At 71.0% G+C, this 18,942-nt stretch carries 30 protein-coding genes; 6 read left to right on the forward strand and 24 right to left on the reverse strand.

The window, feature by feature from the left end; genetic code table 11:
• Positions 1–2: 2 nt before the first annotated feature.
• From MBSD_RS08250 to MBSD_RS08350, 21 genes are all read right to left on the reverse strand, one after another.
• Positions 3–311: a hypothetical protein gene (locus MBSD_RS08250; protein WP_237071769.1), complete on the reverse strand. Its 309-nt coding sequence runs from the start codon at positions 309–311 to the stop codon at positions 3–5.
• On the reverse strand, positions 304–684 hold the full coding sequence (locus MBSD_RS08255) for a hypothetical protein (RefSeq protein ID WP_062536804.1): 381 nt from the start codon (positions 682–684) through the stop codon (positions 304–306). Before MBSD_RS08255 ends, MBSD_RS08250 begins: the two co-directional genes overlap by 8 nt.
• On the reverse strand, positions 672–935 hold the full coding sequence (locus tag MBSD_RS08260) for a TraR/DksA C4-type zinc finger protein (RefSeq protein WP_082306562.1): 264 nt from the start codon (positions 933–935) through the stop codon (positions 672–674). The genes MBSD_RS08255 and MBSD_RS08260 overlap by 13 nt, the downstream gene beginning before the upstream one ends.
• On the reverse strand, positions 928–1,131 hold the full coding sequence (locus MBSD_RS08265) for a hypothetical protein (protein WP_062536808.1): 204 nt from the start codon (positions 1,129–1,131) through the stop codon (positions 928–930). The genes MBSD_RS08260 and MBSD_RS08265 overlap by 8 nt, the downstream gene beginning before the upstream one ends.
• Entirely contained in the window at positions 1,128–1,454 is a 327-nt protein-coding gene (locus MBSD_RS08270) for a hypothetical protein (protein WP_148667836.1), read from the reverse strand. The genes MBSD_RS08265 and MBSD_RS08270 overlap by 4 nt, the downstream gene beginning before the upstream one ends.
• On the reverse strand, positions 1,366–1,800 hold the full coding sequence (locus MBSD_RS08275; protein ID WP_148667837.1) for a hypothetical protein: 435 nt from the start codon (positions 1,798–1,800) through the stop codon (positions 1,366–1,368). The genes MBSD_RS08270 and MBSD_RS08275 overlap by 89 nt, the downstream gene beginning before the upstream one ends.
• The gene (locus tag MBSD_RS08280) at positions 1,793–2,518 is read right to left on the reverse strand and encodes a transglycosylase SLT domain-containing protein (RefSeq protein ID WP_062536814.1); all 726 of its coding nucleotides are present in this window, start codon (positions 2,516–2,518) and stop codon (positions 1,793–1,795) included. Before MBSD_RS08280 ends, MBSD_RS08275 begins: the two co-directional genes overlap by 8 nt.
• The gene (locus MBSD_RS08285; protein ID WP_148667838.1) at positions 2,515–2,793 is read right to left on the reverse strand and encodes a putative holin; all 279 of its coding nucleotides are present in this window, start codon (positions 2,791–2,793) and stop codon (positions 2,515–2,517) included. Before MBSD_RS08285 ends, MBSD_RS08280 begins: the two co-directional genes overlap by 4 nt.
• A 128-nt stretch (positions 2,794–2,921) precedes the next feature.
• Entirely contained in the window at positions 2,922–3,353 is a 432-nt protein-coding gene (locus tag MBSD_RS08290; protein ID WP_062536818.1) for a hypothetical protein, read from the reverse strand.
• Positions 3,354–3,373: 20 nt separating this feature from the next.
• Complete coding sequence (locus tag MBSD_RS15590; protein ID WP_201797471.1) at positions 3,374–4,393, reverse strand: Mor transcription activator family protein; 1,020 nt, start codon at positions 4,391–4,393, stop codon at positions 3,374–3,376.
• Positions 4,394–4,396: 3 nt separating this feature from the next.
• On the reverse strand, positions 4,397–5,008 hold the full coding sequence (locus MBSD_RS08300) for a regulatory protein GemA (protein WP_201797472.1): 612 nt from the start codon (positions 5,006–5,008) through the stop codon (positions 4,397–4,399).
• Positions 5,005–5,226 carry a hypothetical protein gene (locus MBSD_RS08305; protein WP_062536824.1) on the reverse strand — a complete coding sequence of 74 codons (222 nt, stop codon included), beginning with the start codon at positions 5,224–5,226 and terminating at the stop codon, positions 5,005–5,007. Before MBSD_RS08305 ends, MBSD_RS08300 begins: the two co-directional genes overlap by 4 nt.
• A 2-nt stretch (positions 5,227–5,228) precedes the next feature.
• Positions 5,229–5,438, reverse strand: coding sequence for a hypothetical protein (locus MBSD_RS08310; protein WP_148667839.1), 210 nt, complete (start codon positions 5,436–5,438; stop codon positions 5,229–5,231).
• Positions 5,439–5,451: 13 nt separating this feature from the next.
• Positions 5,452–6,078: a DUF3164 family protein gene (locus MBSD_RS08315; RefSeq protein ID WP_062536828.1), complete on the reverse strand. Its 627-nt coding sequence runs from the start codon at positions 6,076–6,078 to the stop codon at positions 5,452–5,454.
• Complete coding sequence (locus MBSD_RS08320) at positions 6,053–6,262, reverse strand: hypothetical protein (protein ID WP_062536830.1); 210 nt, start codon at positions 6,260–6,262, stop codon at positions 6,053–6,055. The genes MBSD_RS08315 and MBSD_RS08320 overlap by 26 nt, the downstream gene beginning before the upstream one ends.
• Positions 6,259–6,729 carry a hypothetical protein gene (locus tag MBSD_RS08325; protein ID WP_062536832.1) on the reverse strand — a complete coding sequence of 157 codons (471 nt, stop codon included), beginning with the start codon at positions 6,727–6,729 and terminating at the stop codon, positions 6,259–6,261. The genes MBSD_RS08320 and MBSD_RS08325 overlap by 4 nt, the downstream gene beginning before the upstream one ends.
• A 2-nt stretch (positions 6,730–6,731) precedes the next feature.
• Positions 6,732–6,974 (reverse strand): hypothetical protein, encoded by a 243-nt coding sequence (locus MBSD_RS08330; protein WP_062536834.1) that lies wholly within the window; start codon positions 6,972–6,974, stop codon positions 6,732–6,734.
• Positions 6,971–7,297 (reverse strand): hypothetical protein, encoded by a 327-nt coding sequence (locus tag MBSD_RS08335; protein WP_062536836.1) that lies wholly within the window; start codon positions 7,295–7,297, stop codon positions 6,971–6,973. The genes MBSD_RS08330 and MBSD_RS08335 overlap by 4 nt, the downstream gene beginning before the upstream one ends.
• Positions 7,294–7,620 (reverse strand): hypothetical protein, encoded by a 327-nt coding sequence (locus tag MBSD_RS08340; protein ID WP_062536838.1) that lies wholly within the window; start codon positions 7,618–7,620, stop codon positions 7,294–7,296. Before MBSD_RS08340 ends, MBSD_RS08335 begins: the two co-directional genes overlap by 4 nt.
• 2 nt (positions 7,621–7,622) lie before the next feature.
• Positions 7,623–8,351, reverse strand: coding sequence for an AAA family ATPase (locus MBSD_RS08345; RefSeq protein WP_062536840.1), 729 nt, complete (start codon positions 8,349–8,351; stop codon positions 7,623–7,625).
• The gene (locus MBSD_RS08350; protein ID WP_062536842.1) at positions 8,351–10,603 is read right to left on the reverse strand and encodes a Mu transposase C-terminal domain-containing protein; all 2,253 of its coding nucleotides are present in this window, start codon (positions 10,601–10,603) and stop codon (positions 8,351–8,353) included. The genes MBSD_RS08345 and MBSD_RS08350 overlap by 1 nt, the downstream gene beginning before the upstream one ends.
• A gap of 152 nt (positions 10,604–10,755) precedes the next feature.
• Between MBSD_RS08350 and MBSD_RS08355 the strand changes: the two genes are divergently transcribed.
• Positions 10,756–10,968, forward strand: a complete 213-nt coding sequence (locus tag MBSD_RS08355) for a hypothetical protein (protein ID WP_062536844.1) — start codon at positions 10,756–10,758, stop codon at positions 10,966–10,968.
• A gap of 39 nt (positions 10,969–11,007) precedes the next feature.
• Here MBSD_RS08355 and MBSD_RS08360 read toward each other — a convergent pair whose 3' ends face one another.
• The 3 genes from MBSD_RS08360 to MBSD_RS08370 form a co-directional block, all read right to left on the reverse strand.
• On the reverse strand, positions 11,008–11,442 hold the full coding sequence (locus tag MBSD_RS08360; RefSeq protein WP_062536845.1) for a hypothetical protein: 435 nt from the start codon (positions 11,440–11,442) through the stop codon (positions 11,008–11,010).
• Positions 11,443–11,527: 85 nt separating this feature from the next.
• The gene (locus MBSD_RS08365) at positions 11,528–11,857 is read right to left on the reverse strand and encodes a hypothetical protein (protein WP_062536848.1); all 330 of its coding nucleotides are present in this window, start codon (positions 11,855–11,857) and stop codon (positions 11,528–11,530) included.
• On the reverse strand, positions 11,854–12,216 hold the full coding sequence (locus MBSD_RS08370) for a helix-turn-helix domain-containing protein (RefSeq protein ID WP_082306563.1): 363 nt from the start codon (positions 12,214–12,216) through the stop codon (positions 11,854–11,856). The genes MBSD_RS08365 and MBSD_RS08370 overlap by 4 nt, the downstream gene beginning before the upstream one ends.
• A 231-nt stretch (positions 12,217–12,447) precedes the next feature.
• Between MBSD_RS08370 and MBSD_RS08375 the strand changes: the two genes are divergently transcribed.
• From MBSD_RS08375 to MBSD_RS08395, 5 genes are all read left to right on the forward strand, one after another.
• Entirely contained in the window at positions 12,448–12,900 is a 453-nt protein-coding gene (locus MBSD_RS08375; protein WP_082306564.1) for a helix-turn-helix domain-containing protein, read from the forward strand.
• A 16-nt stretch (positions 12,901–12,916) separates the two neighbouring features.
• Positions 12,917–13,447, forward strand: a complete 531-nt coding sequence (locus MBSD_RS15150; RefSeq protein ID WP_148667840.1) for a hypothetical protein — start codon at positions 12,917–12,919, stop codon at positions 13,445–13,447.
• 311 nt (positions 13,448–13,758) lie between these two features.
• Positions 13,759–14,328 carry a Maf family protein gene (locus MBSD_RS08385; RefSeq protein ID WP_062536854.1) on the forward strand — a complete coding sequence of 190 codons (570 nt, stop codon included), beginning with the start codon at positions 13,759–13,761 and terminating at the stop codon, positions 14,326–14,328.
• Between the two features lie 159 nt (positions 14,329–14,487).
• Positions 14,488–15,969, forward strand: a complete 1,482-nt coding sequence (gene rng / locus MBSD_RS08390) for a ribonuclease G (protein ID WP_062536856.1) — start codon at positions 14,488–14,490, stop codon at positions 15,967–15,969.
• 33 nt (positions 15,970–16,002) lie between these two features.
• Positions 16,003–18,942, forward strand: a 2,940-nt coding sequence (locus tag MBSD_RS08395; RefSeq protein WP_062536858.1) for a YhdP family phospholipid transporter, incomplete at its 3' end; no start/stop codon positions are given.

Raw genomic sequence — 18,942 nt, forward strand, 5'->3', positions numbered from 1 at the left:
GCTCACCGCCTCGGCGGACGGGCGATGCCGGGCAGGCACGGCACCGTGTACTCGACGACGTCGACGCCGTGGTGCGTCAGCTCGGCCGACCAGGTGGACGTGTCGCGGTCGATGATCGTGATCAGCTTGCGGTCCTCGAGATAGTCCAGCTCGCGGCGCAGCTCGTGCGGGGTCACCGGCAGCCGCGCGTCGTCCAGCGCGAGCTGCAGGGTGTCCTCGGTCACGCCGCCGGGGCGGCCCACGTCCAGGATGCGCAGGATGCGCCAGCGCACCTGTTCTCGCAGGGTCTTGCTGAGGTCGATGTCACTCACGGGGTGCCCCTCGATTGCGGTAGGTGATCATGTCGGCCAGGCGGTCCAGCTTGGCGTCGATGGTGCTGGCGAAGCGAATCCAGTCCTCACGGCGCACGTACTCGAGCGGCAGCGAGGCGTGCAGTTTCTCCACTCGATGCACCACGTCGGTAATGCGCCCCGCCGTGGACTCCAGGCTGTTCTCGATCGCTTCCATGCGCTGCGCGTGCGAGCGCTTCTCCTCGTCGCGCAGATCGGACTGCGCCCGGAAACGTTCGTCCATGCGCTTCTCGAACTGCGCCAGCAGCAGGCGCCCGAAGCCGAACACCAGGCCGGTGAAAGCGCCGATGAGGATCAGCACCTCGCGCGCGTTGAGCTGGATCACGGTGCCCACGGGCTTCTCCGGCGGTGGTGGCGGTCGCGGTGCTCGGCGGCGGCCTCGCAGTCGGTGCAGGCCACGGCGTTGGGCACCGCGGCGAGGCGCTGGTGCGAAATCGGCTCGCCACAGTCGATGCAGATGCGCCGGCCGTCGGTGGCGTGCTGCGGCGGCACGCGCGGCTGCTGGCCGCGCGCCACCTGCAGGCGCACCAGCGCGGAGCGCTCGCTGTCGGCCAAGTCGTTGGCCTGGTCGATCACGTCAGCCACGCAGGCCCTCCTGCATCAGCAGGCGGCGCAGCTCGTCGGCGCAGGCGCGCCGTGTGCGCGCCTGCATGCCGGCCAGGCGCCGCTCGATTGGCGCAATCGCATCGCGCGCGGCCTGCTGGTCCAGCGCGTAGGCCTCGCGGTCCCAGCCCTGAGCCAGCCTCTCCAGCGACGCGGTGGCCACGCTGCCGCGGCTCACGGTGCCGTCCCCGGTGCGACGATGGGCGCGCTCAGCCGCGCGGCGTCGGCGCGATCGGCGTTGGCCGCCTGCAGCAGCGCGCGCCACTGTTCGACCCACGCCAGCGCGTCGATGACGCAGACCGCCGGCACACCGCCCAGCACGCAGTGCGCAGGCGGCGGCGCGGGCTCGGCCAGCGGCGTGGTCAGTGCGGCCGGCAGCGGCTTGTAGGCCGGCACCGGCACCGGTACCGGTTCAGGGCGTGCGATGGTCCGCGTGGGGCCACAGGCGGCGAGCCACGGCAGGACATACAGGCAGATCAGCCAGCGGCTGGCAGGATTCATCGGTGGTCTCCTTGCGGATGTCGGCGGCGCGCTGGTTTGCGGCACGCTGCAGGTCGGCGATGCGCTGGTCGCGTGTGGCGACGTCCTGCTCGGCGCGCTGCACCAGACGTTGGTGTTCGTCGATCTGCTGCTGCAGGCGCGTGCGCACGTCGGCAAGGCCGGCGCGCATCGTCTGCAGGCGCGCGGCGAGGTCGGCGGCGTTGGCCCTGGCGGCGGCGAGCGCCTTGGCCTGTTCGGCCACGCCGGCGTCGTGGCCGCGGCGATGGCCGAGCAGATAGCCCGACGTCCAGCAGGCGACCGCGCAGAGCAGGATGCCGGCGACGGCGATCAGCATGGGCTTAGCCACGGCACGCCACCGCACCGGGCCAGCCGGCGTCCTCGTAGCGAGGTTGCAGCGTCAGCAGGATGCGGGACGGATAGGCGCGGTTCTCCGCCCGCGCCCAGTCCGCGCGCTGGGTTTGGCGCTCGACCTGACCCCACCAGCGCGAGGGGTCGCACGCAATCTCGCGTCGGCACAGGGCGCGGTCGCGCGTCAGCCAACCGCTGCCACCGTTGTAGGCGGAGAGCGTCATCGCCCAGCGGTCGCAGTCCGTCGCCGTGTCGGCGAGGTTCGACCACAGGCGTCGGTCGTAGCGCACCAGCGCGCGGATCGCCCAGCGAGGATTGACCGCATCGGCCGGCCCCAACTCGGGGTACCAGCGCGCCATGTCGCGCGCGGTGGCCGCGGTGAACTGCGCCATGCCGGCGGCATAGGCGCTGCGCGCGGAAGCGTCCCAGTGCGATTCCTGGTGGATCTGCGCGCCGAACAGCGACGCCGGCGCCGACACGCCCCACACGGCGCGCGCCTCCCGAATCACCGTCGGCTGCCAGACGCGCGCGGCGCTGGGCAGTTCGCCGCCGTGCGCCGCGCCGGCGCCGGCGATCAGCCCCCACAGCAGCACGATGGCGCCGAGCAGGGCGCGGTACGGTGCCGTCGGCTGTTTTGCCGCGCGCGCGGAGCACGCCGGCCACAGCAGCATCCAGAAGCCGGCGATCGCGAGCAGATTGCCGAGCCAGCCGCTCACAGCCCCAGCCCCACGGCCAGCATGGCGCCCAACATCACCAGCGCGCGGCCCACGGTGAGCGCGGCCGACACCACCGGCACCTCGCGCATCGGCTCCGGCACGGCGTGGATCAGCGTAACCTTGCTGAGCTGGTAGCCCACCAGCGCCGCCAGCACCTGCTGGCCGAACTTCAGCAGCAGCACGCCCAACTGCGCAGGCGCGACGATGGCGATGGCGAGCAGCAGCGCGGCGGCGACGATCCACCAGCGCCAGGTGCGGGTCGGAGAGAAAGGCATCGCGGCGTCCTCGTGGGCGGCGCCGCGCGGCGGCACCGGAAAGGTGCCGTCAAAGGTCGTTTAGATGGGGGGCGGGCTGCGTTTCAGCCCGATGTAAGAAGCCCCGCGCGGGGCGGGGCTTGGGTGCTTCACAGCATGCCGTTGTCGCGTAGCCCTTGAATCACCTTGTAGGCTTCAATATGGCTCGCCTGTTTCTCTTTCATGGTACGCAGGGTCGCGTACATCGACAGCACGGCGGCGCAGTCATGTCCTGCCTTACCGTCCCCGAGAATGCCGTTGACAACGTCCAGAAGATCGTAGCGGCTGACGTTCAAATTCTGCTTCTTGAGCAGGTTGTGCGTGAAGGCAATCATGTCGCCGAGGTGAGCAACTTCATCATCGACTTCATTGTTCGGCTTACACAGTGCCGCTGCGCGCGCCAGCATATTGGTGGCTTTGGAAGCTGGCATCCCGGCGGGGAATCCGTCGCGGGCATCCAATATGGCCAGCTTTTTGACAACATCCCCTGCCGTCTCCGCAGCATTGGCCCAGGCAGGCACCAGCGCCATGATGATGAACATCAGTCCCGAACAACATCTCATCACGTTGATCCCCCTGTCTCATCCTGAAACCCAAACAAATCCGGCTCCTGTCGCCGGGCCAACTCGCGCTGCCGCGCGATGATCTCGTACACGGTCTGCACGGCCAGCCGGTACTTCCGGGCCAGCGCCGGCGGTAGCAGGCCGCCGTAGCGCCAGTCGTGGAAGAGCTGCGCGTCGCGAATCGCCTGGTGCAGCACCGCGCCGCGCGGAAGGTAGCACACGCTGCCGCCCACGGTGTCGCACAGGGTCAGCACCACCGCCGGCGCCAGCCGCTGCGCCTGCTCGGTGCCCAGCGGCTCCGTCAGCGCGTGGGTCACCGCGTCCAGCATGTCGCGCAGCGTGCCTTCCCAGCGGTGCGTGCGCGGCACCTGCAGGTGCTCCAGCGCCTTGGCCGGATCGAGCTGGTCGGCGCCGCCGAACAGGTCCTCGCTCATGCCGCACCTCCGTAGCGCCGCTTGGCGTCGGCCACGCGCCTGGCGTACTCCGCCTTGTCGAGCGCGCCGTACTCGAGCTGGCTGGCCAGGTAGCGCAGTTCGTTGGTGAGCGCATCCTCCTGCACCACGGGCGCCGGGGCGGCCGGTCGCCGGCCTTCGCGCAGCGCCTGCTCGCGCGCGCTCGGCGGCGGCTTCGGCCGCGTCCGCCATCCCGAAAACGATCTGTCGCAAGTAGTTGTGATTGGCGAGCGGCAGCACCAGGCGATCGCGCTGCATCAGCATCTGCTCGATGCCGGCCGCCCACAGCTCGGCAGCGGCCGGGCGGCGCACGCCGGCGCGTTCGTCGCGGCAGACGGTGCCGGCGTCGGCCAGGTCGGCCAGTTCGGCCAGCAGCCGCACCGCGCGCGCGAGGCGCAGCGAGGTCTTGGCCGGCTTGAACAGGTGCAGGTACTGCAGCGCCGCGCGCCCGAGCACCGGCTCCATACCGGCCAGCACCGCGCCGAGGCGCTTGGCGTCGCCTTCGACCAGGCCGGCTTCCGCCGGAAAGTCGGTGCCGCAGCTCGGGCAGGTGATGCGGACGGACATCGCTCAGCCCTGCGCGTCCAGGTACTGCAGCACCAGCCGCAGCGACGGCCGGTGCCGGCGCCAGTTCGGCCGCAACGGGCGCAGCAGCTCGACCACGCGCTCGGGCGGCCAGCCCAGCGCCTTGAGGCGGGCATCGACGGCGGTGTTGAGGTCGCGCTTTTCCTGCTCCACGTGCAGTGCGGCGATGATGGCGCGCAGTTGATCGGGTTGGCGCACCCACGCCACGCGGGCGATGCCGTGCTGCTGCCGGGCGATGGCGTCGGCGTAGCTCCACGGCAGCTTCATGTCGGCGAGCTGCGCCTCGATCTTGGTGATCAGGTCCGGCATGGCCCGGCTGTCGGCGTTGTGCGGCCGGCCGGGATATGCCGCGGGCTTGATGCGGCCGGCGCGCGGTCGCGCGGCGCCGAGGCGGCGCAGCTCGTCGAGCACGGCGCGGCGCTGCGCCGCGTCCAGCGCCGCGCTGCTGCGAACGCTCCGGCCGTGCGCGGCCGACACGCGCGCCAGCAGGTCGCGGTAGGCGTCGTCGTCCATGCCGAGCTGCTGCCGCGCGACGTGGATGGCGGCGAGCTGGCGCCGGCGGCGCGCCGCGCGCGGATCGGCGGCCGGCTGCATCATGCGGCCTCCGTCGGCCGCGGTGCCGGCTCTGGCACCGGCGCCCAGGCGTAGACGCCGCGGCACGGCGTTTCCGTGCCGCTGAACACGAACTCGTCCGGCCTGAGCGCGCGCCGCCACGCCATGAAAGTCTGCGGCATGTCCTCGCCCGGCAGCAGCGCGCTGACCAGCACGTCCTCGGTGGGCGCGGGCGCGGTGGCGGTGATCGGCTTCCAATCCATCTTCAGACTCCCGTGGTGGCCGCTTCGCGGGCGAAGTCGGCGGTGGCTTCGGACAGCGTGCCCAGCCATTCCCGCGTGCCGTCGGCGTGCAGCACGCACCAGCGCGCGCCGCCGCCGAGCGCGCGCGCCAGCGGCGGCAGCGCCGCCAGCACGGCCTCGCGCTGGCTCGCATCGAATTCGACCACGCGGCGCCAGGCGCCACTCTCATTCACCTGCAGTTGCACGTCACACCCCCGCGATGTCCAGGCTGATGGGTTGGTACTGGCCGGCGTCGTCGCGCTCGTACAGGCGGACATAGCTCTTGGAGCCCACCACCTGCACGGCGTCGCCGATGGCCTGCATGGCGCGCTGCCAGCGCGCGTCGGCGATGTCGAGCCGGCGCAGCGCCAGCACGTTGCCGGTGCGGATGTTGCCGGCGGCGTCGACGCGAAAGGCGTCCTGCACCAGCGTGACGATCTCGGGGCGCGCGCCCTCGGTCCAGTCGCGCAGGCAGGTGTCGATCAGCGCCTTGGCCGCCTGCAGGCGCTCGTCGAACTGGATGTGTTCGGCGATCGCGCGCACCACCTTGTAGCGACCGTCGAAGCTGAGCAGCGTGACGTTGCCCTTGCGGCCGCCGAGGTGCACGCCGTACTGCTCGGCCGACAGCGCCACGAACGCGTCGATGTCGGCGAAGGCCTGGCGCTTGTAGTCGGCCAGCTTGGCCTGCACGGCGCGGCCCTTGGCGACCAGCTCGGCGACCAGCGCGTCGCGCGCCTGGTCGATGGGCTTGATCTGGCTTTCATGCACCAGCCGGCCCTGGGCGTCCTGCCGGTAGCCGGCGGGGATGTCAGTGGTGGTGGGCGACTTGGACACGGGCTTCTCCGGGGCATGCCTTGGCGATGGCGTCGTAGGCGAGGCCGGCCAGATACTGGCTGGCCGGCGGCTGTCCTCTCAGCACGGGCGGCGTGCTGAAGGTCATCGTCATGTTCACGGTGTCGCTGCCCTCGACCGATTCGATGACGATCGTGACGCGGTGGGTCTTCGGGGCCTCGCTCACTGCGGCGCTCCGATCAGCGAGAACGTGGCACCGTGCAGGGCCCTGGTGGCCTGAGTGAGCTGCAGGATCACCGGCGGCGGCAGCGGAATGCGCACCGCGCGTTCCAGTGTCTCGTCAGCCATCGCGCCGGTGGTGCGCAGGAACTGCAGCAACTCGGCGAGCGGCGACGCCTTCGCCTCCTCGCTCGTGGCGGGCGCGGTCGGCGCCGCGGCGGCAGGCGCCTTCGCCTGGCGATCGCCGCGATGGGGACGGCGGCCGCGCGGTGCCGGCACATAGCCGGGCTCGAACGCGTACGTCGCCTTGCCGTCGACGATCTCGACGCGCACTTCGCCGCGCTGCTTGGCGGCGTACATCTGCTTGCGGATCGTTTCGACATCGAGGCCCGTGGCGTCGGCCAGCTCGGCGGTGGTCATGCCGGTGCCGGAGGCGCGCAGCGCTTCGCGGATTTTGTCGGCGTCGGTGGACATGTTCATTCCTTGGTGGAGGCCGCGTCGGCCGCGGCGTGGTGGATGTCGGACAGCGTGTCGCGGAAGCGCTCGCCGACGCACGGCGGCGGTTCGTCGTCCGGATCGCGCTCCCACGGCCACAGGGGGCGTGTATGCGGATGCTCGTCGTAGACGCTGCCCGCCTTGTCGTTCCATTCCTGCCGGCGCTCGCGCGGCTCGCGCCAGCCCAGCCGGTCGTCGCGCGCGGGATCGATGACGATGCTCATGACGAGGCTCCACGTCGATGCGGACACGTCGGACACGCCTGCGCCAGCGCCACTCGCAGCGGGTTGGTGGCGGCGAAACCGCGGCGCTGGTATTCGAGGCAGCGGTGGCGCGGCAGCTCGCCGATCACCGGGCAGTTCACGGTGAGCCCCATCAGGGCGCCCTCGACGGCCTTGCGCACGCTGCGCAGATCGCCCGTGTAGGTGCCTTTCAGCACCTGGTTGACCACGGCGGCCGAGTAATCGATGCGCCGGCCCACCGCGGCCTGCGAGCTGGCGGCGCAGGCTTCGCGCAGCACGGTCAGCCAGTCTTCGTCTTGGCTCACAGCGGGTACTCCTTGTCGGTGTTGAGGTCCCACACGGTGCGGCCGCGGTGGATTACCGACGGGCCGTGCGGGCCGCTGTCGCGGATCAGGTGGTAGCGCGACGGCTCGTGGCGCGCGCCGTCGGCGTGCACCACGCGCAGGAAGCCGGCGCGGCGCAGCAGGCTGAGGTAGGCCTGCACCGTGCGGCGTTCCTCGACCTCGCAGGCGGCCATCAGCTCGCGCACGGTGAACTGGCGCATGATGCGCATCGCCTGCCACAGCCGCTGGCGGCGCTTCTTCCTGGCGCGCTGGCGCAGCGTGAAGTAGCGCGTCTTCGGCAGCATGGTCAGGCGGCCTTGGCCGGACGACGCGGCGCGTCGCCGAAGAAGAAGTTCGTGCCCGCCGGCCAGTCGGCCAGCCCGATGCGCTTCTGCCCCTTGGCCTTGGCGCGCGCCTCGATGTGCGAGAGGCCCACCACGGCGAGACGCATGGAGCCGTGCGTGGCCTCGTGCAGCGCGCCCAGCAGCGCGTCGTCGATCTCCACCTCGGCCAGGTGCTGCGCCAGCAGGCGCACGTCCTCGCGCGTCGCGGGCTGGAACTCCACCCATTGCGCGATGCGCCCGGTGAGCTGCTGGCGCGCCTTGATCTTGCGCTGGATGCCGGCCATGCCGATCAGCACCACCGGCACGGTGGCGAGGTCGTGGATGTCGCGCAGGGTTTCGACCAGCGCTGCGCGGTTGACCAGGTAATCGGCTTCGTCGACGAACAGCGGCCGCCCGGTCTCGGCCAGGCGCTGCACGATGGCCTCGACCGTCTCGACGTTGCTCGGGCGCGGGTCCAGGTCCAGCTCGCGCGCGATGGTGCGCAGCAGGCTGCTCGGCGTGGTGGTGCTGAGCGCGCGCACGTAGACGCCGTTGTTGCGCGTGATCAGCCAGGTCACCGCCGTGGTCTTGCCGAGCCCGGTGTCGCCGTGGATCAGGCCCATGCCGGGCATGCCGGCGGCGCGGTCCAGCAGGGCTTCGCTGGCGGCCGACAGGCGCGCCACGTTGCTGACGGGTACGATCTTGGTACGCATCACAGTTCCCCTCGATGGGCGCCGCTCGGGCGCAGGTGGTCGTAAGCGGTGCCGAGGCCGAACGCCTCGCCGCCGAAGTCCTCGAACACCATCCACCGCCCGCTGAATTCGGGCGTGCCGCGGTAGCTCTTGAGCCAGCGCGCGTTGATCTCGTCGATGGCATCGCCCTGCGCGAGCAGGCGGATGGCGCGGCGGAAGCGGTCTTCCTCGTTTTCGTCCTGCTGCTGCACCTCGCGGTTCATGCGGTGCACCAGGTCGATGTCGGCCTGGGTGACAGGCCGCTGGTCGTGCGGCAGGTCGGCGGCGTCGAGCGCGGCCGCCGCGGCGCCGGCCTGCTCGATGGCGGGCGTGAGGTGCGCGACGGTCGGCGCCGGCAGCACGGACAGCGCCTTGGCGGCGCGCTCGCGCGCCTCGAGGATCTCGAAGGCGATCTCGCGCGTCTTGGCCTTGCGGCCCAGCGCTTTGAGTTCCTTGCGGCGTTCCGCGATCTCGCGCTGCTGCCGCGCCTTGGCTTCGATGGCGATTTCACGGCGCGAGGTGCCCAGCACTTCGGGACACTCCGCCACACAGACGAAGGTGTCGTCGTGGTAGACCACGACGCGGCCGAGGTCGGCTTCGTCGTACAGCACGCGCACCTGCTGGCCCACGAGTGCACCCAGTTCCGGCGCCGCGTAATACAGGCCGCCGTCGCGGATGCCTTTCTTGCCGACGGTGCGCAACCCCTGGTCGCCGGGGGCCTCGGCCATCAGCAGGTCGAGCGCGCGCATGTCTTCCACGCGGCGCACTTCCACGCCGGCGCTGGCCACGCGCTCGAACACCGTCATGCCGCCCAGGCCGTGGCGCGGTTCGTGCGCGTACAGGTCGCGGCACCAGCGGTCGCAGAACGCCTGCAGCTCGGCGGCGGTGAGGCGGATTTCCACCGTCTCGTTCTTCTTGAACAGGCGCTCGGCGAAGCTTTTGCTGGCGCGCAGCGCCTGCGCTTCGGCGACGTTGTGGCCGATATAGCCCGGCAGCAGCTCCAGCAGGTCGTGCGAGAAGGTGCGGAAAAGACGCTCGATATGAGGCTTTTCCCAGGGGCTGAACGGCGCCGACAGGTGCACGTCCACGCCCAGCCCCGCGAAGGTGCGCTGCACGCGCTCGCTGACGTAGTCCTGGCCGTTGTCGAGCTTGGCGCGTTCGGGCACGCCCCAGTCGAGCAGCGCGCGGCGCAAGGCACGGCATACGCCCTCCGCGCTGCTTGTCTTGTGCACCTGCAACAGCGCGCGGCGCGACCACACGTCGATGATGCCGATGATGGTGTGCCGCCCGTCCAGCAGCATCACGTCGCCTGGCGTCGAGTCGAACTCCCAGCGCGCGTTGAGGTGCGTCGCGTCCTCGCTGGCATTGCCGAGGCCGAGCATGTAGCGGTTCTTCCACGCATCGGGGTCGGCCAGCGCGGTGAACACCTGGCCGTTCTTCGCCTTCCACGTGGTCAGCCAGCGCTGCACGCTGCGCACGGTAGGCAGCGCGATGTCGGCGTCGCCGAAACGCGCGTGGATCGCACGATGCAACTGCTTGCCGCCGATGTGCGGCGTGCTGGCGATCATGCCGAGCACGAACTCCAGCAGCGTGGGGTTGCTTTCGATCAGGCCGCTGCCGGCGCGGTTGCCGTAGTCGCCCGCCAGCGCCGCGGCGCCTCGCGTCCTGAGCGCCCGGCGCCAGCGCCGCAGGCTGGACGGCGACACGTCCTCGCCGATCGCCGCGCGCGTCTTGGCGTCGCCGATCTCGCCGGCGGCGTAGGCCGCGCAGAAGGCTTCCATCGCCTGGGTGATGCCGACGCGCTGGTGCGCGGCGAAGCTGTTCAGGCGCACCAGCAGATCCAGCCGCGCGTTCATGCGCGCGGCGGCGCGTCCGGTCAGGCCGGCGGCGGCGGCCATGCCGGCCTGCATCGCGCGCTGCGAGGCCGCTTCGTCCACTGCGGCGGCGACGGCGAGGCGGCGGCCGGCGATTTCGCCGGCCTGATAGGCCGGGCTCGCCTGCACGGCCTGCGCGGCGGCGATGGCGTCGGCGTGGCGCAGGGCGCGCTGCACGTCGTCCGGCAGGTCGGCCAGGGCGTACAGCCGGCGGCGGCCGCCGCGGACGGATTGCTCGGTGAAAGGCCACTGCTCGCGTGTGGCGCGCAGTTCGGCAGCGCGCTTCGTGATTCGTAGCGCGTGCGCGATGCGCTGCACGTCGTACGTCTGCACGGGTGCCTGCGCCGAGCCGTCAGCCATGGCGCCGCTCCGATGCAGGACGACCCGCCGCGGCGCCTGCCGCGCCCAGGGGGGAGGCGCAGCCCGGCAGCCGCGACGGGTCGAAAAGGCGGGGGCTGCTACCCTGCGCGGCGGCGCTGCCAACGCCACCTACCGCAACAGGGAGAGTCCCCATGAACGAACCGAAGCCAGCAGACGCGAAGGCGCTTGCGCTGACGTACGGGTATACGGCGCTGATCAAGACGTTGAACGAAGTCGGTGCCATCGACATGGATCGCCTCTTCAGCAACCTGGCCGGCGCGCAAGCTGCTGCCAGACGCGTTGGAGAAGTCGACGCAGCCGACTTGCTTGGCTCGCTGGCCGAAAGCCTGCAAGGCATCGGGTAGCCCAACCGGCCGGGGGCGTGTGGTCGGTCCAGTAGTCCATCACCGCCCCCTCCTCAACTGGTCCTTGATCGCGCGCTCCTGCTGCGCCAGCTCTTCCTTCATGCGCTCCACGCGGCCCAGCTCGGCCGCGAGCGCGTCGCGGCCGACCAGCAGCCGGCCGCCGCGGATGCTCGCCAGCCAGTTGGAGTAGACGTAGCTGCCGGCGGCCACCTCGATCACCGGCATGATGAACGCCGGCGCGTTGTAGTCCTCGCGGGACTCCGCGCAGTAGCTGTCCAGCATGTACTTGGTGACCTCGCGGCCGGTCAGTTCGCTGACCTTCGCCGCAATGGCGAAGCGGCTTTGCCCGCTCTCCTCGAGCATGGTCGAGAGCAGACCGCACACCGTGGTGCGGTAGTCCATCGACCCGGGCAGCGGCGCCGCCGGACGCGGCACCTCGAACAGGTCGGGCGTCACGTAGTCGCGACGTGTCATCACAGCACCCCCTGCGATCGGCTCCAGAGAATGGCCAGCGCCGCGAGGCCGATCAGCAGCAGCACGGCGTTTTCGGCGCGGCGGCTCATGCGGCGTACACCTTGGCCAGCCAGGTGCGCACGGCCTCCGCTTCCAACGGATCGAGCGCGAACTCGGCACCGCCGCAGAGCAGCGTGCAGGCGGCCTCGTTCAGCAGCGCCCGATCGCCTTTCAGGGCGCCGGTGAAGGCGTGGGCGACGATGCGTTCCGCGCGCGGCCACAGGCCGCTGAAGCAGGTGACCACGACCCCGATGGGGCGCAGCACGCCCCGTCCCCGCTGCCCGGACACCATGCCCAGGCTGAGCAGCCGGTCGCGCGTCGTGCTGCACAGGTCCAGCGGCGGCACGCGGCCGTCGACCCCCTCGACGCCACTCACCGCGAAATCCCCGCGCCGGATTGCGTATTGCGTGCTTTGCCCCCGGTGATACCCTGACGAAAGTCAGCGGCGGAGGCGCCGGCCGGGCGGACCGGCTGGCGGCCTTTCACTCGGTTGGGCGTGCCGTCCGCGCGGTAGCGGCTGGGCCAGATCGTCATCGGATGCACGCCGATGGCGTCGGCCACGATCCTCTCGGCCTTCGGCCAGGGTTGCCGCAGCACCGCGGTCAGCGTGCTCTTGCTGGTGTAGCCGTGGGCCAGGCCGAGCTGATTGAACGACCAGCCGGCCTTGGTGAGGGCCGCCTTGATGTCGGCGGGGTGCCAGTCCTTCGGGGCCGGCTTTTTTTGGGTCTGCGTCATGCGTCTGTCCGCGTCGTTACGGTGGGTGCCGTATGCGGCGCAGATAATGGGCACGAATGTTCCTTGTGTCAAGCACGTTTTTGCTTCGCACTTTCGACAAAAGGGCACATCCATGCCTTTCCTAGAAAAATCACGTGTGCTCAATGAGTTGGTGAAAGTGCGAAGCGCGAATCTGCCCAGCATGGCGTTTCGCACTTCGGTCATGGGAAAGTGCGAAAGGGGCGAGCGGCGATGATCGGCACCCGACTTGGGCACATTCGTGCCCATAGATCGCAGCGGGAAATGGCCGATTTCCTCGGGGTCGCGCTGCGCACGTACGCCAACTACGAACGAAACGAGCGTGAGCCCGATGCCCAAGTCTTGGCGCGGCTTGTGAAGGCGGGCTGGAACGCGAACTGGGTGTTGACTGGCGAAGGACCGGAACGCCTGGAAGCCTTGCAGGACACGGGTTCTAAGCCGGCGAGACCGGACCTCGCCATCCTGAAATCGGCCGTCGAAGTGCTGGAGCGTGCGCTGGACGCTGCGGACGCGACCACTACAGACGCGGCGGGACGAGCCGAATTACTCGTGGCCGTATACGAGCTGCTGGAAGAAGGCGCAGCTCTGGACGCCGCGGAGCGCATCGTGGCCAGCATGCTGCGCGCAGTTGCCAAAACAGGGGGCGCGTCGACGCAGAGCGCCTGAACAGCAGGGTTCTAGAATGAATCAGGAAGCTCTCAACAAGGTCGTCGAGGTAGCGAAGCGAGTCGTCGAAACGAAGAAGCCGAAGGACACTGAGCCGCTCCGAGCCAGCATCACCGCCGGTCGAGGCGCGGTGGTCATCAACGGCAACAACAGCGGCAACATCATCGTCGGTGCCCAGCACAGGCCGCGCCGATTGTGGCTTGAACGCCTGGCCATGCTGCTTGCGGGCGCCGCCGCGGTGATGGCGTTGCTGTGGTGGGCGCAGGCCGGTGCGTCCGAAGCCTCGAGCAGCTGGTGCCAGTCCATCAGCTACCCGAGCGGCCACACGGTCACATCATGCGTCGCCACGCCGCCGGCGCGCGCCAGCAGCGCATTCCATGTGTCGCGTGTCGGCAGCGTTGCGCTCGCCTTGCTCGCACTCGCAAACGGCTGTTTTACCGCGCTTTCATCCGACTTTTTCCAGCCTAATCCAGCCTCTTCCAGCTTTCCCCCGTTCCTCTCACTCCATGTGTCGGGGAACATTCGAGATGCCATTCAAGGCATCTAGAACGGTCTTCGCCCCTACGGGCGCGCCCTTCGGGCATCCTGCCCTCCGGGTTCGCGAGAGCGCTACGGGGGTTCGCCGACAGGGCTCCTGCCCTGACGGCGAACTGGCCCGCATCCATGCGGGCTTCCGGCCCTCGCGCACAGCGATCGGGCGCTCTTCGGCGCGCGAGCCAGTGGCTCGCAAACGCGCCTCATCGCCCCTGCGGGCTTGATCCTTCGCGCTCACGCCGCGTCCGAGGGGCCCCTTCAGGCCGCCATCCTGGCGGACCCAGGCGTGATGCCGAAGCTGTGCGAACGGTTAGGATGCGCGCCATGCTCTATCTCGCCTCGCAATCCCCCCGCCGCCGCCAGTTGCTCGAACAGATCGGCGTGCGTTTCGAAGTGGTCGATGTCGATGTGATCGAGGCGCGCGCGCCGGGCGAGGCGGCGCAGGCCTACGTGGAGCGCGTGGCGCGCGACAAGGCGCGGGCGGGACTGCGGCGCGTGGACGGCGAGCGCGCCGCGGTGGTGCTCGGCGCGGACACCGAAGTGGTGCTGGACGACGTGGTGTTCGGCAAACCGGCCGACGCGGAGGAGGCGGCGGCGATGCTGCGGCGGCTGGCCGGGCGCACGCATCGGGTGATCTCCGCGGTGTGCGTCGCCGACGGCGCGCGCGAAGCATGCGCGGTCAGCCTGTCGGAGGTGACCTTCGCGCCGCTGGACGAGGCCGCGATCGCCGCCTACGTCGCCAGCGGCGAGCCGTTCGGCAAGGCCGGCGCCTATGCGATCCAGGGCCGCGCCGCGGCGTTCGTCGCCCACCTCGCCGGCAGCTACTCCGGCGTGATGGGGCTGCCGCTGTTCGAAACCTGCGGCCTGCTGCGCGCGTTCGGCGCGGCGCCTTGAGCGAGGCGACGGACGATTTCCTGAACCGCCAGGTCCATTGTGAACCCGCGCCCAACGCGGCGGTCCCAGCCCCATCGACGGCCCGCGGACCGCGACATGGCGCATCGACAGGCCGGACGCCCGCCGGCTATAAAGCCGGGTGGTGAGGGGGCGGCTCCGGTGAGCGAAGAGATCCTGATCAACGTCACCCCGCGCGAGACCCGCGTGGCGGTGATCGAGAACGGCATGCTGCAGGAAGTGCACGTCGAGCGTGCGCAGAAGCGCGGCTATGTCGGCAACATCTACAAGGGCCGCGTGCAGCGGGTGATGCCCGGCATGCAGGCGGCGTTCGTCGAGTGCGGCCTGGAGCGCGCGGCGTTCCTGCACGCTTCCGACATCGTGCGCCCGGCGCCGGCGATCCCGGTGGAAGGCGCCGAGGGCAACGGCCACGCGCCGACGCCGCCGATCGGCGAGCTGGTGCACGAGGGCCAGGAGATCGTCGTGCAGGTGATCAAGGACCCGATCGGGTCCAAGGGCGCGCGGCTGTCCACGCACCTGTCGATCCCGTCGCGCTACCTGGTGCTGCTGCCGTACTCGCGCATGCTCGGCGTGTCCGCGCGCATCGAAGACGACGACGAGCGCCAGCGCCTGAAGGAGCTGGTGGCGGAACTGGCCGGCGAGAACCCGCTCGGCTACATCGTGCGCACCAACGCCGAGGGGCAGTCGCGCGAGGCGCTCGCCTTCGACGTCACCTATCTCGGCAAGGTCTGGCGCGTGGTGCAGGAGAACATCGCCAAGGCGCGCGTCGGCGAGCGCGTCTACGAGGAGCTGTCGCTGCCGCTGCGCGCGCTGCGCGATGCGCTGCACGAGGGCGTGGAGAAGGTGCGCGTCGACTCGCGCGAGACCTTCGAGAGGGTGCTGAAGTTCGTCAACAAGTTCATGCCGCAGCTGGCCGACCGCGTCGAGCACTATCCGGGCGAGCGGCCGATCTTCGACCTGTACGGCGCCGAGGACGAGATTCAGCGCGCGCTCAACAAGGAAGTGCCATTGAAGTCGGGCGGCTACCTGATCGTCGACCAGACGGAGGCGATGACCACGATCGACGTCAACACCGGCGGCTTCCTCGGCTCGCGCAACCTCGAGGAGACGGTCTACCGCACCAACCTCGAGGCCGCGCAGGCGGCGGCGCGCCAGCTTCGGCTGCGCAACCTCGGCGGCATCATCATCATCGACTTCATCGACATGACCGACGCCGAGCACCAGCAGCAGGTGCTGCGGCAGCTGGAGAAGGCGCTGGCGCGCGACCACGCCAAGACCACGGTCTATCCGATGTCGCCGCTCGGCCTGGTGGAGATGACGCGCAAGCGCACCACCGAAAGCCTGGAGAGGCAGCTGTGCGAACCGTGTCCGGCATGCAACGGCCGCGGCACGCTGAAGACGGCCGAGACCGTCACCTACGAGATCTTCCGCGAGATCACCCGCGCCGTGCGCCAGTTCGAGGCGGAAAAGCTGCTGGTGATGGCCAGCGCCAAGGTGGTCAACCGCATCCTCGAGGAGGAGTCCGCCGCGGTGGCGGAGCTCGAGGAGTTCATCGGCAAGACCATCCGCTTCCAGGCCGAGGAGCACTACTCGCAGGAGCAGTACGATGTCGTGCTGCTCTGATCGACCACGCGCGGCCGCGGCACGGAGCGACGCTTGAACCGCTGGCGACGCGTACGTTTCGCGGCCGGAGCGCTGGCTGCCGCGCTGCTGGTCGCCGCGGCGGTGGCGATGGGCCTGGCGCAGCTGCTGCTGCCGCTGGCGGCGCGCTACCCGCAGCGCATCGCCGCGCTGCTGAGCGACCGCCTGCACCGGCCGGTTTCGTTCCAGACGATCCGCGGCGAATGGCAGGCCTCCGGCCCGCTGTTCGCGGTATCGCGGCTGACGCTGGGCGCCGGGCCCGACGGCACCGCCATCACGTTGCCCGAGGCGGAACTGAAACTCGACTTCGGCGCCTGGCTGAAGCCGCACAAGCGCTGGATCGAGCTGCGTCTGTCCGGCCTCGACCTCGAACTGACGCGCGACCTGCAGGGCGCCTGGCACGTGGCCGGCTTCGGCGGCGGCGAAGAGGAAGGCCAGCGCGCGTCGCTGACCTCGCTGCCCGCCGACCTGCTGGTGCGCGATCTCAGCCTCAGCCTGCTCGATCAGCGAGCGGGCACGCGCTACGTGTTCCTGGCCGACGTGCTGCGTCTCACCAATGCCGGCGGCGACGTGCGCGTCGCCGGCCGTCTGCACCGCAACGGCGCCGCCGGCAGCCTGCGTTTCGCCGTGCGCATGCGGCCCGACCTGCGCGGCGGCGAACTGTATGCGGGCGGTACCGACGTCGATCTCGCCGCCCTGCTGGGCGGCGTCGATCTGCGCGGCTATGCCGTCAAGCGCGGGCGCGGGCAACTGGAAGCGTGGACCGACTGGCGCGACGGCCGCGTGATCCGCGCCACCGCGCGCCTCGACATCGCCGCCCTCGACGTCGCCAATCCCGGCGGCGCGCACGCGCGCATCGGCGTGCTGCGCGGCGTGTTCGACGCGCAGCGCCTGGCGCGCGGTTGGCGCCTCGCCTACGCCGCGCCGTCCACGCGCGAGGCCGACGGCGGAGTGGCCGTGCTGGACGTCGCCGACGGCGCGCCGCGCCGCTTCGCGCTCGGCGCGCGCGCGCTCGACGTCGCCGGCCTGGCGCCGCTGGCGGCGCTGCTGCCGCAGGCTTCGCCGGCGCTGGCCGACTGGCTGGCCGCCGCCGCGCCGCACGGGCACATCGCGCAGGCGCGCCTGCGCTGGGCCGGTGCGCAGGCCTTCGACGTCGAGGCGCAGCTCGACGGCATCGGCTTCGCGCCCAGCGGCGCGCTGCCGGGCATCGATCGCCTGGTCGGCACGCTGCGCGGCGACGCCGGCGCGCTCAGCCTCGAGCTGCCGGCGCAGTCGACCGTGTTGCGCTACCCGCACGTGTTCCGCGAGCCGTTCGTGCTCGCGAGGCTGGCCGGCACGGTGGCGGCGTGGAGCGATGCGGACGGCACCCACATCGGCACCGACGCGCTGACCCTCGAAGGCGAAGGCTACGGCGGCCAGGCGCGCGGCGAGATCCTGCTGCAGGGCGACGGCACGCGGCCTTACCTCGATCTCTACGCCGTCGCCACGCACGGCGACGTGCCCGCGGCCAAGCTGTTCTGGCCGGTCAACGTGATGCCGCCGTCGGCGGTGGCGTGGCTGGATCGCGCGCTGGTCGCCGGCCGGCTGACTTCGGCGCGCGTGCTGGTGCGCGGCGATCTCGACGACTGGCCGTTCCCCGAGCACCGTGGCCGCTTCCAGGCGCTGGGCGAGATCGAGGATGCCACGCTCGACTACGGCGAAGGCTGGCCGCGCGCCGAAGGCATCGCCGCCACCGCGGACTTCGTCGACGCCGGCATGGTCGTGCAGGCGCGCGCCGCGCAGGTGGCGGGCAACCAGGCCGCGGCCGCGTCGGCGGTCATTCCCGATCTCGCCAATGCCGTGCTGACGCTGGCGGTGGAGGGCAGCGGCAAGGCGGCGAACCTGCTGGAGTTCGTGCGCCGCAGCCCGATCGGCGCGCGCTACGGCAGCGCGCTGAAAGGGCTGCGGCTGAACGGCGGCAGCGGCCGGCTCGGCTTCACCCTGGTGCTGCCGGTCGCGCACGCCGAGCAGTTCGCGCTGGACGGCAAGGTGCAGCTCGTGGACGCCGACCTGACGGCGAAGGACTGGAACCTGCGCCTCGACAGGATCAACGGCCCGCTGGCCTTCGACGCCGGTGGCTTCACCGCCAGCCCGCTGACGGCGCGTTTCCACGGCGTGCCGGCCACGCTCGCGCTGGCCGTCGGCAGCGATACCGCCGATCCGGCGCACCAGCTCGAGGCGCGCATGGACGGCCGCTTCAGCGTCGCCCAGCTCGTCGAAGGCTATCCGCAGCTCGCCAGGCTGCCGCAGGTCGCCAAAGGCGACGGCGATTTCGACATCGGCCTCGTCATTCCGGCCGCGCCGACGCTGGATGCGGCGACGCCCGTCCTGCAGGTGCGCTCCGATCTGGTCGGCGTGAAGGTGGACCTGCCGGCGCCGCTGGACAAGGCCGCGGACGACGCGCTGCCGCTCGATCTGCGCCTGGAGCTGCCGGTGGCCGGCCACGCCTTCACCGTGGCGCTGGGCGACGTGCTGCGCGCGCGCGCGCGCATGACGGCCGATCCGAACGCCTGGCCGGCGATGAACATCGCGCTGGGCACGACGATGCCGGCCGACGTCCCGGCCTCGGGCGTGCGCATCGGCGGCCACGCGCAGCGCTTCGACCTGAGCGGCTGGGCGAAGCTGGCGATGGCGGGCCAGGACCAGGGCCCCAATCCGCTGCAGGGCGCCGACTTCACCACCGCCGACGCGCGCGTGTTCGGCCGCAGCTTCCGCGCGCTGGCCGTGAAGCTCGCCTTCGAGCCGGCGCAGACCATGCTGAGCCTGTCCGGCGACGCCGTCGCCGGCACGCTGTCCATTCCGGCGCAGGACCTCGCGCGGCGCGGCATCACCGCGCGCTTCGACCGCCTGCACTGGCCGGAGGAGAGCAGCGGCGCGGCGGGCGCCGCGCCCGCGCCCGCGGCGCCCGCCGCGGCG

Origin of the sequence: Mizugakiibacter sediminis, assembly GCF_000953855.2 — a bacterium.
GTDB classification, from domain to species: domain Bacteria; phylum Pseudomonadota; class Gammaproteobacteria; order Xanthomonadales; family Rhodanobacteraceae; genus Mizugakiibacter; species Mizugakiibacter sediminis.

Excerpts from the sequence above, each read along its gene's own strand:
- MBSD_RS08290 (WP_062536818.1), bottom strand. The coding sequence starts at position 3,353 with ATGTTCATCATCATGGCGCTGGTGCCTGCCTGGGCCAATGCTGCGGAG.
- MBSD_RS08355 (WP_062536844.1), top strand. The coding sequence starts at position 10,756 with ATGAACGAACCGAAGCCAGCAGACGCGAAGGCGCTTGCGCTGACGTAC.
- MBSD_RS15590 (WP_201797471.1), bottom strand. The coding sequence starts at position 4,393 with ATGTCCGTCCGCATCACCTGCCCGAGCTGCGGCACCGACTTTCCGGCG.
- MBSD_RS08300 (WP_201797472.1), bottom strand. The coding sequence starts at position 5,008 with ATGATGCAGCCGGCCGCCGATCCGCGCGCGGCGCGCCGCCGGCGCCAG.
- MBSD_RS08360 (WP_062536845.1), bottom strand. The coding sequence starts at position 11,442 with ATGACACGTCGCGACTACGTGACGCCCGACCTGTTCGAGGTGCCGCGT.
- MBSD_RS08270 (WP_148667836.1), bottom strand. The coding sequence starts at position 1,454 with ATGAATCCTGCCAGCCGCTGGCTGATCTGCCTGTATGTCCTGCCGTGG.
- MBSD_RS08375 (WP_082306564.1), top strand. The coding sequence starts at position 12,448 with ATGATCGGCACCCGACTTGGGCACATTCGTGCCCATAGATCGCAGCGG.
- MBSD_RS08340 (WP_062536838.1), bottom strand. The coding sequence starts at position 7,620 with ATGCTGCCGAAGACGCGCTACTTCACGCTGCGCCAGCGCGCCAGGAAG.
- MBSD_RS08325 (WP_062536832.1), bottom strand. The coding sequence starts at position 6,729 with ATGTCCACCGACGCCGACAAAATCCGCGAAGCGCTGCGCGCCTCCGGC.
- MBSD_RS15150 (WP_148667840.1), top strand. The coding sequence starts at position 12,917 with ATGAATCAGGAAGCTCTCAACAAGGTCGTCGAGGTAGCGAAGCGAGTC.
- MBSD_RS08285 (WP_148667838.1), bottom strand. The coding sequence starts at position 2,793 with ATGCCTTTCTCTCCGACCCGCACCTGGCGCTGGTGGATCGTCGCCGCC.
- MBSD_RS08385 (WP_062536854.1), top strand. The coding sequence starts at position 13,759 with ATGCTCTATCTCGCCTCGCAATCCCCCCGCCGCCGCCAGTTGCTCGAA.
- MBSD_RS08330 (WP_062536834.1), bottom strand. The coding sequence starts at position 6,974 with ATGAGCATCGTCATCGATCCCGCGCGCGACGACCGGCTGGGCTGGCGC.
- MBSD_RS08350 (WP_062536842.1), bottom strand. The coding sequence starts at position 10,603 with ATGGCTGACGGCTCGGCGCAGGCACCCGTGCAGACGTACGACGTGCAG.
- MBSD_RS08370 (WP_082306563.1), bottom strand. The coding sequence starts at position 12,216 with ATGACGCAGACCCAAAAAAAGCCGGCCCCGAAGGACTGGCACCCCGCC.
- MBSD_RS08345 (WP_062536840.1), bottom strand. The coding sequence starts at position 8,351 with ATGCGTACCAAGATCGTACCCGTCAGCAACGTGGCGCGCCTGTCGGCC.
- MBSD_RS08305 (WP_062536824.1), bottom strand. The coding sequence starts at position 5,226 with ATGGATTGGAAGCCGATCACCGCCACCGCGCCCGCGCCCACCGAGGAC.